General features: G+C 65.1%; 8 protein-coding genes. 1 reads left to right on the top strand and 7 read right to left on the bottom strand.

Annotated elements, in window-relative coordinates:
- The first annotated feature begins 136 nt into the window (after nt 1–136).
- Entirely contained in the window at nt 137–2,914 is a 2,778-nt protein-coding gene (locus tag K1X11_RS08365) for an ATP-binding protein (RefSeq protein ID WP_221029888.1), read from the top strand.
- A gap of 168 nt (nt 2,915–3,082) precedes the next feature.
- Here the strand turns inward: K1X11_RS08365 and hprK are convergent, their stop codons facing one another.
- The 7 genes from hprK to K1X11_RS08330 all read right to left on the bottom strand — a co-directional run bounded on the left by hprK (nt 3,083) and on the right by K1X11_RS08330 (nt 14,268).
- Nucleotides 3,083–4,054: an HPr(Ser) kinase/phosphatase gene (gene hprK / locus K1X11_RS08360; RefSeq protein ID WP_221029889.1), complete on the bottom strand. Its 972-nt coding sequence runs from the start codon at nt 4,052–4,054 to the stop codon at nt 3,083–3,085.
- A 39-nt stretch (nt 4,055–4,093) separates the two neighbouring features.
- Nucleotides 4,094–4,837, bottom strand: coding sequence for an LPS export ABC transporter ATP-binding protein (gene lptB, locus K1X11_RS08355; RefSeq protein WP_324726141.1), 744 nt, complete (start codon nt 4,835–4,837; stop codon nt 4,094–4,096).
- 217 nt (nt 4,838–5,054) lie between these two features.
- On the bottom strand, nt 5,055–5,393 hold the full coding sequence (locus K1X11_RS08350) for a hypothetical protein (RefSeq protein ID WP_221029891.1): 339 nt from the start codon (nt 5,391–5,393) through the stop codon (nt 5,055–5,057).
- A gap of 6 nt (nt 5,394–5,399) precedes the next feature.
- A complete protein-coding gene (locus tag K1X11_RS08345; protein WP_221029892.1) occupies nt 5,400–8,780 on the bottom strand; it encodes a phage tail protein in 3,381 nt (1,126 codons plus the stop codon).
- Nucleotides 8,777–9,268, bottom strand: a complete 492-nt coding sequence (locus K1X11_RS08340) for a hypothetical protein (RefSeq protein WP_221029893.1) — start codon at nt 9,266–9,268, stop codon at nt 8,777–8,779. Before K1X11_RS08340 ends, K1X11_RS08345 begins: the two co-directional genes overlap by 4 nt.
- Nucleotides 9,268–11,034 carry a phage BR0599 family protein gene (locus K1X11_RS08335; RefSeq protein ID WP_221029894.1) on the bottom strand — a complete coding sequence of 589 codons (1,767 nt, stop codon included), beginning with the start codon at nt 11,032–11,034 and terminating at the stop codon, nt 9,268–9,270. Before K1X11_RS08335 ends, K1X11_RS08340 begins: the two co-directional genes overlap by 1 nt.
- A 3-nt stretch (nt 11,035–11,037) precedes the next feature.
- A complete protein-coding gene (locus K1X11_RS08330) occupies nt 11,038–14,268 on the bottom strand; it encodes a tape measure protein (protein ID WP_221029895.1) in 3,231 nt (1,076 codons plus the stop codon).
- Nucleotides 14,269–14,305 lie beyond the last annotated feature (37 nt).

Genomic DNA, 14,305 nt, shown 5'->3' with positions numbered 1-14,305 from the left:
CCCGGCGAAGGGGGCCGATGGGTCAGATTGTGCGATGGACGAGGCCTGAACCGGTTGCCTAGGGTAGGGGCGAATGTCTCGAGTCGCGGTTTTTCAATCCGGTCGTATGCGCGTGATGAGCGCTTTTTTGCTGGGCTTGGCTCTGCTGCTTGCGGGCGCGGTGGGCTTGGGGGGGGCGTTGGCGATACGCTTGCTGCTGGCGGTGGCGGCAGGATCGCTGGTGGCGTCGTTGTGGGGGCCGAGCGTGGCGATGGTGGTGGTGGGCGTGGCGTTGGTGCCGTGGTCGGTGGGGGCGGCGGTGGTCTGGGGGCTCGGGTTGGGCGCGGTCGCCGCGACCGGAGTCGGAGCTCGGCGATGGGGCGGCAGTGGGGTGAAGGCGGGGGTGTGGTTTTGGGCGTTGGTGGGCGGTCCGGTAAGTGCGGCGTATTTTGGCTGGATTTCGCCGGCGGTGTTGCCGGTGAACTGGGATCGGGCCATCGGAGTGGCGCTGGCGGGATTGGCAGGAACCTTGTTGGGGGATGGCTTGGCCTCGCTCAGTCTGCCGTGGCGTCTTTTGGCGGTGGATGCGCCGGTGCAGCCGAAGCCCCTGCGGCATTATCTGTTCCGGCGGTTTGGGCTGATCGCGGCGCTACCCTTGCTGGTGGTGTGTGTGGTGGCGGCGCAGCGTTATGCGCGGCTTTCACAGGAGCATGCCAAAGAAGGACTGACCCGCTCGGCCCGGCAGGTGGCGATGACGGTGGATCACTTTTTGCAGGAACATCGGGACGTGTTGCTGGTGCTGGCCGGACAGGTGAATGGTGAGCCGATGCCGGAGCCGACGGAGTGGGATCGGCGTCTGGCGGTGGTGCAGGGGCAGTTTGCCGGTTTTCTGACGATGGTGGTGGCCGATGAGGACGGGAACCTTGTGGGCAAGGCGCTGGGGGATTTAACGACAGTGGACGCGACGGAGCCGCAGAATGTGAGTGACCGGGAGTATTTCCGGGTGCCGATGCGCACGGGGCGGCCGTTTGTGAGCGGGGTGTTTGAGGGCCGGGGTTTTGGGCGGGATCTGATTGTGGCGATCAGTGTGCCGGGGCGGGATGCGAGCGGGCGGCGCTGGGTGCTGGAAGGTTCGTTGAGCCTGAACGAGCTGGTGGCGGAGCTGGAGCGCACGGAGGGATCGGCGCGACGCGACATCGTGTTGACCGACGGTGCGGGCCGGGTGGTGGTGGCGACGGGGGAGGTGGGGTTGGCGCCGCTGAGTGTATTCGGCGGCTTTGAGGGCGAGGCGGAGCGCGTGTTGGCCGAGGAGCGGGAGACGGTGCGGGTGGCGGAGGGGCGCCGACCGGGCGAGGCACGAGCGGAACAGTTTTGGGTGACCGAGGCGCCGGTGGCTTTGGCGGATTGGCGGGTCTTTATGCGGGAGCGCCGATGGTTCACCTGGCGGGAGACCGCGGGGTTTTATTTGTTTTTTGCGGCGGTGGCGGCGGTTCTGGCGGGGTTGGTGTTGGCCATGGCCAGTCTGACCGGACGGCGGTTGACCCGGACCTTGCGCGATTTGGTCAAAGGGGCCCACGAGGCGGCGACGGGAACCGCGGTCGGAGACACGGCGGAAGACGTGAACCGTCCGGCGGAGTTTAACCTGATCGGCCGGGAGCTGCGGACGGCGGCTACGTCGCTACATGCCTCCAATCAGGCGCTGCAGCAGTTGTCGGGCGAATTGGAGGAGAAGGTGCGGGAACGCACCCAGGAGCTGGAGGATGCGCGCGCGGTGGCGGAAGCGGCCAACCGGGCCAAGAGCGAATTCCTGACTACGATGAGCCACGAGCTGCGAACGCCTTTGCACGTGATTTTGGGTATGACTGAGATCGTGCGGGATTCTCCGCAAATGGCGCGAACCGAGGTGGAGGAGTGTCTCTCCAGTGTGGAGGAAAGTGGCAGCCACCTGCTGGATCTCATCAACGACATCCTGGATCTCTCCAAGGTGGAGGCGGGGAAGTTGGAATTGGATTTGGAATGGGCGCCGCTGTTGCCGATCTGCGAGGCGGCGTTGCGTTTGGTGGAGCCGCAGTCGCAGCGCAAGCAGCAGCAGGTGGAGTTGATTTGGGAGACCGCGCCGGATCGCGCGCTGGAATTGGATGCGCGGCGGCTCAAACAGGTTTTGGTCAATTTGCTGGCGAACGCGGTGAAATTCACGCCGGCGCAGGGGCATGTGAGCCTGCGGGTGGCGGACGCTTCGTCGGGCGACAGGCTGCTGCTGACGGTCACGGATGATGGTCCGGGGATTTCCGCCGAGGATCAGCAGCATCTCTTCCAACCGTTTGTGCAGGTGGGGGATCGCAAACGCTCGGGTCTGGGCGGCACGGGGTTGGGTCTTGCGGTGGTCAAACGCATGGTGGAGCTGCACCATGGCTCCGTGGAGGTGAACAGTGTGTTGGGAGAGGGCAGTGCGTTTCGCATAGAGCTGCCCTTACCGCGGAACGAGTCGGGCATTGTGGCCGAGGTCAGTCGGTCTGAGCAGAAGGAGGCGATCGCCCGGCTGGAGGCGCAGGTGCGGGAGCGGCGGTTGCGCGTATTGGTAGTCGAAGACAATGAGATGAACATCGCGGTCCTGCGCCGACATCTTCAGGCGGTGGAGTGCGAAATTGATGAAGCGCGCAATGGCAAGGAGGCGATTACACGGGCGACTGTTGGCCAGCCTGATCTCATTCTGATGGATGTGCAGATGCCGCTGATGGACGGGATCGATGCGACGCTGCACCTGCGCTCTCAGCCGGAGACCGCCACGCTGCCGATCGTGTTTTTAACCGCGTCGGCCATGGGGGACCAACGCCAGCGTTGCATGGCGGCGGGCGGCACCGATCACCTCACCAAACCTGTGCGGCGCCACGAGCTGCTGGAGGTGATGCTGCGTGTGACCGAGGTGTCGGCGTGAGTGGGAAAAGGGGGCTCGGATCGCTCCCCACCCAGGCACGGACTTGTGCCTCTGCAGCCGGGGCGTGGCGCGCAGCGAGCACGCGGTCAGCTTCGGGCCACGCTTTCGCCTGCGGCTCAAGCGCAGCTACAACCGAGGTGTAGGCCTTGCCCGGATACGCCCGAGGCCCTAGAGCCGGGTGATGTTGGACGGCTCCGAATCGCCGGCCATGTGGGCAATGAGGCGATCGTTGAACTCTTTGGCGGGGTCGTGCCCCATGTCCTTGAGGGCCTGCACGAGGGCGGCGACTTCGACGAGGCGGGCAATGTCGCGACCGGGGCGCACATAGAGGTCCACCATGGGGATATCCATGCCGAGGATCTTGTAGTGGTTTTCCTCGAGGCCGGTGCGTTCTTCGACGACGTCGGGCGTCCACTCGTGCAGCGAGACGACGAGGTCGACGCGTTTTTCCATGCGCACGTTTTTCACGCCGAACATTTCGGCGACGTTGATGATGCCGATGCCGCGCACCTCCATGTAACCGCGGTTGAGGGGCGGTCCGGAGGCGATGAGTTCGCGTTCGTCGACGAGTTTGATCTGGGTCATGTCGTCGGCGACGAGCGAGTAACCGCGTTCGATGAGAGCGAGGGCGCACTCACTTTTACCCACGCCGCTGTCGCCGCGCAGGAGGACGCCGATGCCCTTCACGTCGAGCATGGTGGCATGCTCGGTGGTGGAGGGGGCAAACTCGTTGTCGACGCAGAGGGTGGCGGCGTTGACCCAATGCCGGGTGATCATCGGGGTGCGCATAATCGGCAACTTGAGTTCACGGCACACGTCCAGCATGGCGCGGGTGGCGTTGTAGTTGCGGGTGAGCACAAAACACGGCACCGAGCGGCGGGCCATGCCGCGCAGCACCTCCTCCTGCTTCTCGCGGGGCAAGGATTTGAGGTAGGTCATCTCGGCCGCACCAAAGACCTGAATGCGCTTGTTGGCGAAAAACTTGAAGAAGCCAGTAAGGGCGAGCGCGGGGCGGTTGATCGCGCCCTCTTTGATGAGGCGGTGCAGGCCCTTTTCCCCGGCGATGAGTTCCAATTTAAGCTTCCCGCGATAGGTGGAGAAGAAGTGGTCGACGGTGATGCCGGAGATGGAACGGTGCATGGGTCGAAGAGGGGGCTGGGGCGGTGGTGTCGGGCCGGGTTACAGGTTGAAGTCTTTGCCGAGGTAGATCTCGCGCGCCTGTTCGTCGCGAATGAGGAAATCGCCGGGACCGCTGGTGAGCACGCGGCCCTGGTGGATGAGGTAGGCCCGGTCGACGATGCGCAAGGTTTCGCGCACGTTGTGATCTGTAATGATCACACCAATACCGCGCTCCTTGAGTGAGAGCACGATGCGTTGGACCTCGGCGACGGACTTGGGATCGATCGCGGCAAAGGGTTCGTCGAGCAGTAGGAACTTCGGCTGGGTGACGAGGGCGCGGGCGATCTCGAGGCGGCGGCGTTCACCGCCGGAGAGGGTGTAGGCTTTTTGGCGGGCGACGTGAGTGAGGTGCAGCTCCTCGAGGTGGCGCTCGACGACGCTGGCGCGGTCGCGACGCGGGACGGGCAGGGTTTCGACGATGGCGAGCAGGTTTTCCGCGACGGTGAGTTTGCGAAAGGTCGAGGGCTCCTGCGGCAGATAGCCGAGGCCGAGGCGCGCGCGTTCGTGCATCTTGAGGCGCGTGGCGTCGCGGCCGTTGATGAGCACTTGGCCGGAGGTCGCGGCGACCAGGCCGACGACCATGTAGAAGGTGGTGGTTTTGCCAGCTCCATTGGGCCCGAGCAGGCCGACGACCTCGCCGGCGGACGCCTCGATGTCGACTCCGTTGACGACGTTGCGCTGGCCGTAGGTTTTGACGAGACCCTTGGTCTCAATGCGATGGGCGGCGGTGGAGGTGTCAGTCACGGGCAGGAAAGGATTGGCCACAAAAAGGCACGAAAAGACACAAAAATGAACTCAGGTGTTTAGGACGTATTTTTTAACGGTGAGAACCGGGTGTAAACGCGCCCCTGACTTGGGACGGAATTGCAGAGGTTTGGGACACTTTGCCGGTTTTGCGACGATTCGCGGTGTGAAGAGGCTCTCTTCTTGAAGGTCTCTCGAGGGCCTGTCGAGAGCGGCTCTAGATGTCGTCGACAGCGTCTGAAAGCAGCACGCCGCTTCCTGCCCAATGATCGACGGGCAGCGCTTTGGCTGCTGCGTAGATATGCGGGATCAGATCGGCCGACTCCAAAGCGGCATTGCTGAACCAGGTGTCGAAGGTGGCCCCGGTGACCTGCAGGCGAAATGCCATCGGAGCGACTGGCTGAGCATCCGCGACGAGTGTCTGGGCCTTGTTGAGCCAAAGGTCGAAGAGGAAGCAGGCCACCTTCGCTTCGCGGTCCCAGCAGTCGGTGCGACGATAGCGGAGGTAGTCGGCGGTGACGCCGTTTGGAAGGGTGAAGGACTTGATGAGGGCCATGGTGGGTCAGATTTGAATTGATGATCCGGCGATGAAATCTCCGCCAATGCGAATATCTGCGCCTGCGGCCACAGCAGCGCCGTTCTTTCGGGTGATCACCAAGTAGACCGTGGAGGCGCTGTTATCGACATGGTCCCAGTTGTAGCGCACGTCGTGCACTCCGTCGCTCAAGACATCGATGTTCGCCTTGTCAGGCTTCCAGGAGAAGCCTGCCCCGCTGATGCTAAGCGTCACGGTAACCTCAGCCCCGCCCGCACCGGTGTTGATCACCGTGTTGAACGGCTTCACGACCTGAGCCTTCGGAGCGCCGGTGCCGCCGGTTCGGATGCCGGTCGTAAGGACGTCGTTCCGCTCATCCTCGGCGATCGTTCCGACGCCTTTAGTCGTGGCGGTGTTGCACTGCCCGAGGTATCTCCAGGCGCTCACGTTGCCGCTGCGATCGACGGTCCGGACGCGGGCGTGCCCCGAGACAGGCGTCGGTGGGTTCGTGTAGACGAGCAGCTCCGGCTTATCCACCCGGATCGGGATGGACTGCCCGGAGGAAAACCATGTGTAGGTTATCGATGCATCGTCGTTGGCGGCTGTGACTTTCACCTCCCAGTGACTGAAATCTTTGGGGACCGTCGGATCCCAGTAGAGGCGGCAGCCAAACTGCAGCTCGCCTGTTCCGGGGAACACCGAGGGCACCACCTTCTCGCTGCTCACACCTCCTGAGGATGGCGGATCCGGAGTCGTGTTGTCGGTCGGTGCCGTCCGGCTCAACACGCTGCTAACGCCACTCGGGACGCCAAAGTTGCTCAGAGCCTGACAGGCGAACTGGTAGCCGACACCCACGAGCAGGTCATCGATGCGGGCGGTGCCGCCCGCCGTTGGCCGGTTGTCAGCGATCGTCCAGCTGGTCGATCCGTTGAGGCGGTAAAGAACCAGAAGACGCACACCGCCGCTCGGCATCGCCGGGAGCGACAACTGGATCCAGGCGAAGGCACCCCCGTCATCGGACAGATAGGTGCCGTGCGAGCTGAAGGTCGGAGCGCTCGGCGTCGTCGGGGCGTTGGGGTCGACGTCGCTGCTGCCGACCTGGCTGGCGGTGCCGCTCACGTAGTCGGAATAGGTGCCATCCGTTTCGTCGGTGCCCATCGCCCGCACGCGCCAGCGGAAGACCCCAAACGCCGGCACCACGTCCCAGAAATCAGTGCTCGTGGTTTCGCCCGCCAACACATCCGCATCCCATGAGCTACCGTTCCAGGCGGAGCGGTAGATCTGATACTCATTCACCAGCGCTCCGACGACGGCCGTCCAGGAGAGCTTCGCCAGCTTCTGTTGCATCACCACCACCAAGCCGGTCACCTGATCCGGCGTCGGATCACGGAGCACGCAGGAAAAGGAGTCGGTGAGGTTGCCCTGGAGGGACGAGTAAGGGCGCAGCTTGAAATACTTGGTCGCGGTCGGGACGTCGTAGCTGCCCCCGCTCTCCACCTCGGCGAAGCTGGCGTGCGTCACCGACACCAGGTCATTGCGCGGAATGATGAAAACGGTGGTGCCGATCCCGTGTGCTACCGGCAACGAACCGAGGCGCGCCCGCCGCACGTGCAGGGAGTAGCTTCCCCCTCCCAGGCTCGTGATCGTGCCAATGCTAAACCACTCACCCGCACGCCACATGAGGAGCTGATCGTCGGCCTGCTCCAAGTCGCTTTGACTCTGCAGATAGGGCCAGTCGATGCCGACCTCGTCGACCGTGATCGTGCCGGCGTCATAGGTCGCGGCCATCCCGGTTTGGAGTGTCGCCGCGACTGCCCAGCGAATGTTGCCGCTGTCGATCACCTGACCAGGCCAGGTGTCGTCGGCCGAGAAGTGAGTGTCGAAGCCGACGGTCGCCGTGCTCGCCCGCTCTGCCAGCATGGCCACGAGCGTGTCGGCCGCGTCACTGAGGTCCGGCGGAAGCTGCGCAGCGGCAAACCTCACCAAGTCCGCCGGCGGCTGCGCGGAGAGGTCGGCGCGCGGATCCGGTTCGGGCTCATATGGCCGAGGGAAGGCCCCACGCTCGCCGACGCACTTGCACACGATGTGGGTGTCGGTCTCTTCGCGCTGCACGATGCGCACCACCAGATCCAGACCGATGTCGGCGCGATCGAGGTCGAAGCGGTCTCCCACTCGGAGAGGCGTCACACCGTCCGGATGATAGGCATACTGCCGCAGAATCGGCACCGTGCCCCGCCATTGCGGCAGGGCCTTCTGACCGGCGATGATCTGCGCCGCGGTCTTGAGTTGCTTACGCAGCACCCACCCCGGTCGCTGCACGCTGTGTGGCGGCCGATCCTCCTGGAGGATACGACGCACGGCAGGCACAGGCGCGCCCTCCGTCGCTTCCTGGAGCGGCGGATCCGCCTCGAGGTCGAGACCGGTCACGTTGACCATCGTCACCATCTCATCGGTGCTGTCCGGCTCGTCGGTCGGATCCTCATCCGAGTCCATTTCGTGCTCGCTGATCACCGTGAGCCCCGTCGGGTCGGTCGTGGTGTCATCGGCCGCTTGGTAGTCCAGCTCGAGCTTGCCGTTTCGCTCCACGATGAAGCCATCAAAGTAGCTCAGCACCTCCGCCAGGTGCTCCCCCAACTCACGCCGCTCGGCGAGCACCATCGCACCGAACAAGTCGGTGCCGCTGATCCCGGCCAAGCCCGTCGTGTTGAGCTTCGTGATCACGGTGTCCCAGCTGTCGCCCAGGAGAGCCGGATCCAGCTTGCCGCCACCGCGCTTGAGCGTGAGCAGATCCCACGCGGCTCCGGCCATGTTCACCCCGTGGTCGACGTGGCCGAAACTGTAAGTCTTGGGCGAGCGGCGATAGCCTTCGATCTCCACTAGGGGCAGCGCAGGCGTCTCCCCGTTTGGGCCGACCTGGCCGCACTCGACGTCGCGCAGCGACACGCTGAAGATACCGCGGTCGGCGGGATAGGTCGCGCCATGCATGGCGTGGGTCGCGTCGCGCACCAGGGCATTCAGGTGAGCATCCTTGTCGCCCTCGGCTTCTGTGCCCCAGAAGAAGGTGAAGGTCTCCGGCGTTTCCTTGCTAAGCACCTTCACATAGGGCGCATCGCCGACTTCATGACGTTGCACGTAAACGCCCTGGTAAGGCTTCCGATTCACGTGGATCTGGCGGATCTGATCCGCCGGTCCCAAGCCGATCCAACCGTAGATCGAGGCAAACGCGTAGTTGCTGGTTTTGGTGGTGCGGTAGTGCCAGTGCAGCACCGGCGTCACCCATTGCACCGCCAGCTTAAAGGGGCCGATCGGCAGCGGCAACGGTGAGTTCGGGCTCTGCGTGGCGGTGCGGCCTGGCGTGTTGTCGTTGAGCCCGTCCGGTAGGTTGGTTTTGGGGACAAGGAAACTCATTCGGCCACGTCCTCCATCAAACGATAGTGGCACTTCACCAAGCGCATGAAATCCGGGTCGTGCGTGGAGTGGGAAACGACGCCGGCCGGGATCGCCACGTGCAGCACTTCGTGACCGCACCAGAGGCCCACGTGGTGCGCGGCACGCTGGGTCTCGATGATGGTGATGTCGCCGATCGCCGGCGCGTCCTCTTCGTCCACTCGCATCACCAGACCGCGTAGTTCCGGCGCGTTGAGCCAGGACAGGATCTGGCTTACGGCGTGGTGCTCGTGCCAATGCCGGACTACCTCCACCGGCATCACATCCATGTGGAAACGCGGACACGCCCCCGCCGCCACGTGACACTCGTGTTGAAAATGCCGGCATTCCACGCCACCGGTCGGACCCTTCACCGCCGCGTTCTCGCGAAACGGTGTGCCGACCCAGCTTCGAGCCTCGCTTAAGAGACGCTCGCGGCGCTCTGCAGTCCGGTAGTAGGGCTTCCTCATCACTTGCCGATCTTGGTTTTGATCCCGCTCTGCACGGCCTCGATGTAAGGCGGCTTGTGCGGGGCCCCGTAGAAGTTGAGCCGGTTGTTGAACTTGGTGCGGCAGGTCGAGAACTGCAGGTCACAACCCGCGACGGCCGCGACGGCCGCGCCCTCCCCGTTGGCCACGAGCGGACGCAGAAGCGTGAGCCGGGTGCCGCCGGCGATCGGAGCGCTGCGCACGATGTGTCGCACCTCGAGCGTGTCGCCCGCGCCGATCTCGGCGTAGCCCTCGGCAAACCACTCGGCCGCGCGGGCGGCTCCCACATCGATGTCGATCACCGCCCCGTTCACGGCGGAGATCTCGCCGGTCTCGGTAAACGTCGCCGGGTTCACCCCGCACAGCCCGTCATAGACGGTGTGGTTGCAGGTGGTCTTCACCGTCCCGTCCGGAACGCTCGCACGGAGACGCCCGCCAACGATCGCACAGCGGGCGTAGTAGCTCTTATTCCGCCGCGGCGCATCGAGCACCTTGCCCGCCATGCGCACGGTCGCGCTGCCGTCCGGATCCGCCGCCCGATATTCGCGGATCTCGATGCTCATCGACCGCGTGAACTCAAGCAACGGGAAGGCCTTGAGCGGGTTGTTGGGGATGTCCTGGTGAGCGACGATCTCCCAGTCGTTCTCTCCCGCCACCAAGGTCTCCGTCGGCACCTTCACGTCGATCGCACGCGGCGTGTAAACGACCCCGTCGATCGTGACGGGCTTCTCGCCATCCGTCCACGCGTGAACCACGGCCGATCCTGCCCACTGGAGCTTCACGGCAAAGAACGGGAGCGGCACCTCCTGGTCCGGCTCGCCCTCGAGGAGGATCGGCACCTGGCGGAACGTCAGCTCGGTGCGGGCTTCGTCCTGATTCTCCAGCGTGAGCCAGAGCGTGTCGTTGCCAAAGCGTGCTTGGAAGACCGGCTCGCCGCCGGGGGTGCCATCCCACTCCGGCCGCAGGAACGCCGGCACCGTGAACACGCCCGCCTGCCCCTGCTTGGCGGCAAAGAACGTCAGCGCCTGCCGGATCTCGGCCCGGTTCACAAAGGTGAATCCGGCGCGCTGCAGGCGCATCGTTGGCGCGTCGTCACCGGCCAGCGCCTTTTCACGGCCGCGGCCGAGGCGCTCGGCCGTGCGCTGCCAGACGCTGGAATCCTCCACGGCGTGCGCGTAGTCCGGATCGAAGGTCCAGGCAGCCAGCGCCAGCGTGTTGATCTCCACGCGAGCGTCCCACGGGCTGTCCTCTTCGGCCCGCACCGTGACGGTGTATTCCCAATCGTTGGCCAGGCGCATCGAAGGCCGGGCGTTGAGCGTGCAGAGCACGAGGTTGACGGTGCTCGGGTGACCGCCCGAACCGTTGAGCACGTAAGCACCGCTCGCCGCGTCGTAGTTGACGGTGTGCTGCGCATCGAAGACCCGCACATCGTCATCGGCGAACTCTGCCGGCGTGAGTCGATCGAACTCGATCGGCAGCGCCAGCTTGTGCTTCGGATCCAGCGCGAGCAGTGCCGCGTGAAACTCCGCCGCCTTCGCCTGCTCTGCCACCGGGAAGGTGTAAGTGTATTCCAGGGCGAGCAGTCCCACGGTGCGCTCGCCGCTGCGGGTATTGATGCCGGTGCGGCCTTCGCCCAGACGGGTCGAGAACGAGACACCGATGCGCGGACGCACCTTGTAGTCGAGCCCCGGCAGGATGAGCAGGCAGTCGCGATCGGACAGCGAGACGTTGTGCAACCAGGTGCCCATGGCTCAGCGCTTCCTCCGGATCCCGAAATTTCGCTCCACCATGATCACGATGTCGCCCTCGGCTTGCCCCTTCTGCTGGATCCGCCGTGCCTCCGCATCGGAGTTCACCGCGACAAACTGAACCTTGCCGGCAAACGCCTCGACAAAGGCTCGCGGGTCCATACCGCCGCCCGCGCCCCCGCCGCCGTATCCGCCACCTTGTGACGCCGTCGCCGGGCGGGTGATGCTCGATGCCACCGCTCGCGCCGGGTCAAAGGTGCGGTTGCGAATCGCCTCCATGAAGTCGGCGCCATAGTGCGAGACCGCCGCGGCCGGCTGCACAAATTCACCATTGGAGAGCCGCGCCGCGATCGAGTCGCTCGTGCCCGTGCCAGGACCGCTCACCAGACCGCCCGTCGCGAAGCCGATCGCAGAGGTGAGGATGGCTGCCTTGGCCATGGCCGCGCCCTCGACCGCCGCGGCACCGAGCGTGGCGATGGACGCCGCCGTCGCAGCCGGAGCCCACAAGGCCGCTTGCGCGGCCGCAATCGGAGCCAGAGCGGCCAATTGCGCGGCCTGCAGGGCCTTGCCCATCACCGCCATGATGAGCTGCTGCACGATCCACTGCGACGCGAGGTTGATGAGGCTGTCCAGGACACCGCGCACCACGGAGGTGCCGATCTCGCGGAACGCGTCGCCCCACTTCATCGTCCGCGTGAACAGGCCGTCCAGGGCTCGGCCGATGCCCTGCTGCAACGACTGCGCGATCGAGCCCAGAGATTGGCGGGCGCGCTCGGCCAGAGTCGGGATCGTGTTGAGGTAGTCGACCAGACCGGCGATCGCTCCCTGCCGCGGCGTGAGCTGTTGGATCGCGGCGAGCTGTCCTTCGATCGCTTGCTGCTCCGCCCGGTAGCCATCGATGCGCTGTTGGATGGTCTGCGCCTCGTCACCGCTGGCCGATTGTGCCTGGCGCTGCAGCAACTGGATCCGCTCCTCGAGGGCGCGGTTGACGTCATCAAAGGCGGCGCGCTGGGCGGCCTCCTTTTGCGTGTCAGTGAGCAGCGGACTCGCCTGCACCACTGTGAGCGCGGCGCGCACGTTGGCGATGCGGTTGGAGAGTTCCTGCTCGATGGCGAGTTGCGCACGTTTCTCGGCCGAGACCGCCCGCTCCGCCTCGAGGCGAGACTCCACCATGTCGCGGTGCTGCTCGCCGAGGTCGCGGATCTGCTCCAGCTCCGAGATCTGTTCCCGCAGCTGCTCAGCCAGCACGGTGTTGCCCGCGGCTTCGGCCTGCAGGGCCTGAGTCTCCAGGAGATAAAGCTCCCGCTCCTGGGCGGCGCGGGCCGTGTCCTCAGTCGCCTGCTGCAGCTCCTTCTGGGCGGCGGTGATGTCGTTGGTGACGGCCGCGATCCGGATCTGCAGGTTGAGGCGCTGGGCTTCGTTGCGCGGGTCGTTGGCGTCCTGCCCCAGTGCATCAAGTTCGGCATACAACGCCTCCCGCCGGGCGAGCAGTTCGCGGGCGCGATCGCCGGGAGCCATTTGCGCGAGCCGTGCTTCGTCCCACTTGATGCGGAGCTCCGCGAGTTTCTTCACCAACTCATCGACCGCCGCCTCGTTGGATTTTGTCGCCGCTTCCTGCTCCTGGCTGGCAAGCACCGCCTGCGGATCGCGCAGCAACTTCATGGTGCGGTAGAGTTCCACCAGCTGCTGCTTCATGATCGGCAGCCGATCGGCCTCTTCCTTGCTCAGGCCGCGGAACGAGAGGCTGGCCATGAAGGGATCCGCACCGTTGGCGATCGCCTGGTCGCGGTTGGCCTGCGCGCGTTGTTGGCGCTCCTCGAGGTCGGCGATCTGAGTCACCAGCGCTTGAGCCTGTTCCTGCGCGCTCGTGCCAACGTTGCGCAACTCCGCCAGCGTGGTCGCCGCTCGCACTTGGTCGCGCAACTCCTGCGTCTGGTCGACCATGGACTGGCGGATGGCATCCTCGCGCTCGAGGCGGTTGATTGCGGCCTGTTCGAGCCCCTTGATCACGGCGCTGCCCACGGCGAGCGCGGCGGCGGCGACACCCACTGCCGCGAGACCGGCGGCGATGCGCTGTCCCCAGTTAGCCAGGGCGAACGTCTTCACCGTGCCCAGCTCCCGATTGAACAGGCGCATGTCCCGCACGGCATCGACGAAGTCCACGCCGGACAGGAGAACGAAAAGCAAACGTAGTGGAGTCGCGAGTGAAAGCAGCCCTCCAAAGGCACCACGCAGAACGACCCCGGCAGCTCCCAGTGCGAGGATCGGAACCAGGGCGGTTCCCGCACTTGAGCCGATTGAAATAAAGACCTGAGACAATGCACCGAGGTCAGCCATCCACTCCACCAGCCAGGAGCCGGCTTCGACGATGCCGGCGATCTTGTCGTTGAGGGTGGTGAAGAGCGCGGTGAAGGTCGGCGACTGCACGAAGTCCGTCGCGCTGGCGTAGAACTCCTTCAGCTTGTCGGTGAGGCGCGTGGCGGTGTCGGCCGTGCGCTGCTCAAAGGCATCGCCCAGATTGCTCTTGAGGGTGTTGAGCGTGCCAGCACCGCGCTCACCGGCCTCGGCAAAGGCGGCGATCTTGGAGCTGAGAAACTCGAACAACTCGCCCCGTTGTTTCGCCGCGGTGATGTCGGCCGCGGTAATGCCGAGGATCTTCGCCGCCGCGGCATCTGCGTTGATGTTGCCGGTGATGAGTGCCCGCGTCTCCTGGAGGATCTGCTCGTCACGAATGCCGAGGCCGGCGAGGGCCTGCGACATGTTCACGATGAGGTCGACCTGGTCGCGCAGCTGGATGTTGGCGGCCGTCATCGGGCCGACCGTGCCCTGGAACGCCTGCACCAGTGCGGAGAACGACGCCGGCGATGAAATTGCCTTGGCCTTCAGCAGGTCGATCGCGTTGCCGGCCTCGGTGATCGCGTCGTCAAAGTTCTGATACTCGCCTTTGCGGTCGAACTGCTTGAGCACGGCCGCAATGCCCAGCTCGGCCTGCTCCAGCGTGGCGTTAAACTCCACGCCGGCTTGCGAACCCTGGCGGAAGAAATTGATGACGGCCGCACCGCTGGCCGCGGTCGCGACTGTGTTCAGGAGTTGGCTGGTCTGCTGCGCGCCGCGCTCCAGGCGAAGCTGCAGGGCGCGCACCCGCTCCATCCGGTTCTCGATGCCACGCACGAAGCGATCGAGCCCGGTGAAGTTGGGCAGGAACGAGAGACGGACTTCGAGGTTTTGCGGCATCGGTCAGAACAGGCGTGGGCCTCGTTTCTCAAGTCGG

It is taken from the genome of Actomonas aquatica (assembly GCF_019679435.2).
In the GTDB taxonomy this organism is placed as follows: Bacteria; Verrucomicrobiota; Verrucomicrobiia; order Opitutales; family Opitutaceae; genus Actomonas; species Actomonas aquatica.
Note: the sequence above shows the minus strand (reverse complement) of the source record. Positions and strands in the feature narration are given on the sequence as shown.

Bases quoted from the DNA above. Each gene is read 5' to 3' on its own strand.
- hprK (WP_221029889.1), bottom strand. From the start codon at position 4,054: ATGCACCGTTCCATCTCCGGCATCACCGTCGACCACTTCTTCTCCACC.
- K1X11_RS08350 (WP_221029891.1), bottom strand. From the start codon at position 5,393: ATGGCCCTCATCAAGTCCTTCACCCTTCCAAACGGCGTCACCGCCGAC.
- K1X11_RS08345 (WP_221029892.1), bottom strand. From the start codon at position 8,780: ATGAGTTTCCTTGTCCCCAAAACCAACCTACCGGACGGGCTCAACGAC.
- K1X11_RS08340 (WP_221029893.1), bottom strand. From the start codon at position 9,268: ATGAGGAAGCCCTACTACCGGACTGCAGAGCGCCGCGAGCGTCTCTTA.
- K1X11_RS08335 (WP_221029894.1), bottom strand. From the start codon at position 11,034: ATGGGCACCTGGTTGCACAACGTCTCGCTGTCCGATCGCGACTGCCTG.
- K1X11_RS08330 (WP_221029895.1), bottom strand. From the start codon at position 14,268: ATGCCGCAAAACCTCGAAGTCCGTCTCTCGTTCCTGCCCAACTTCACC.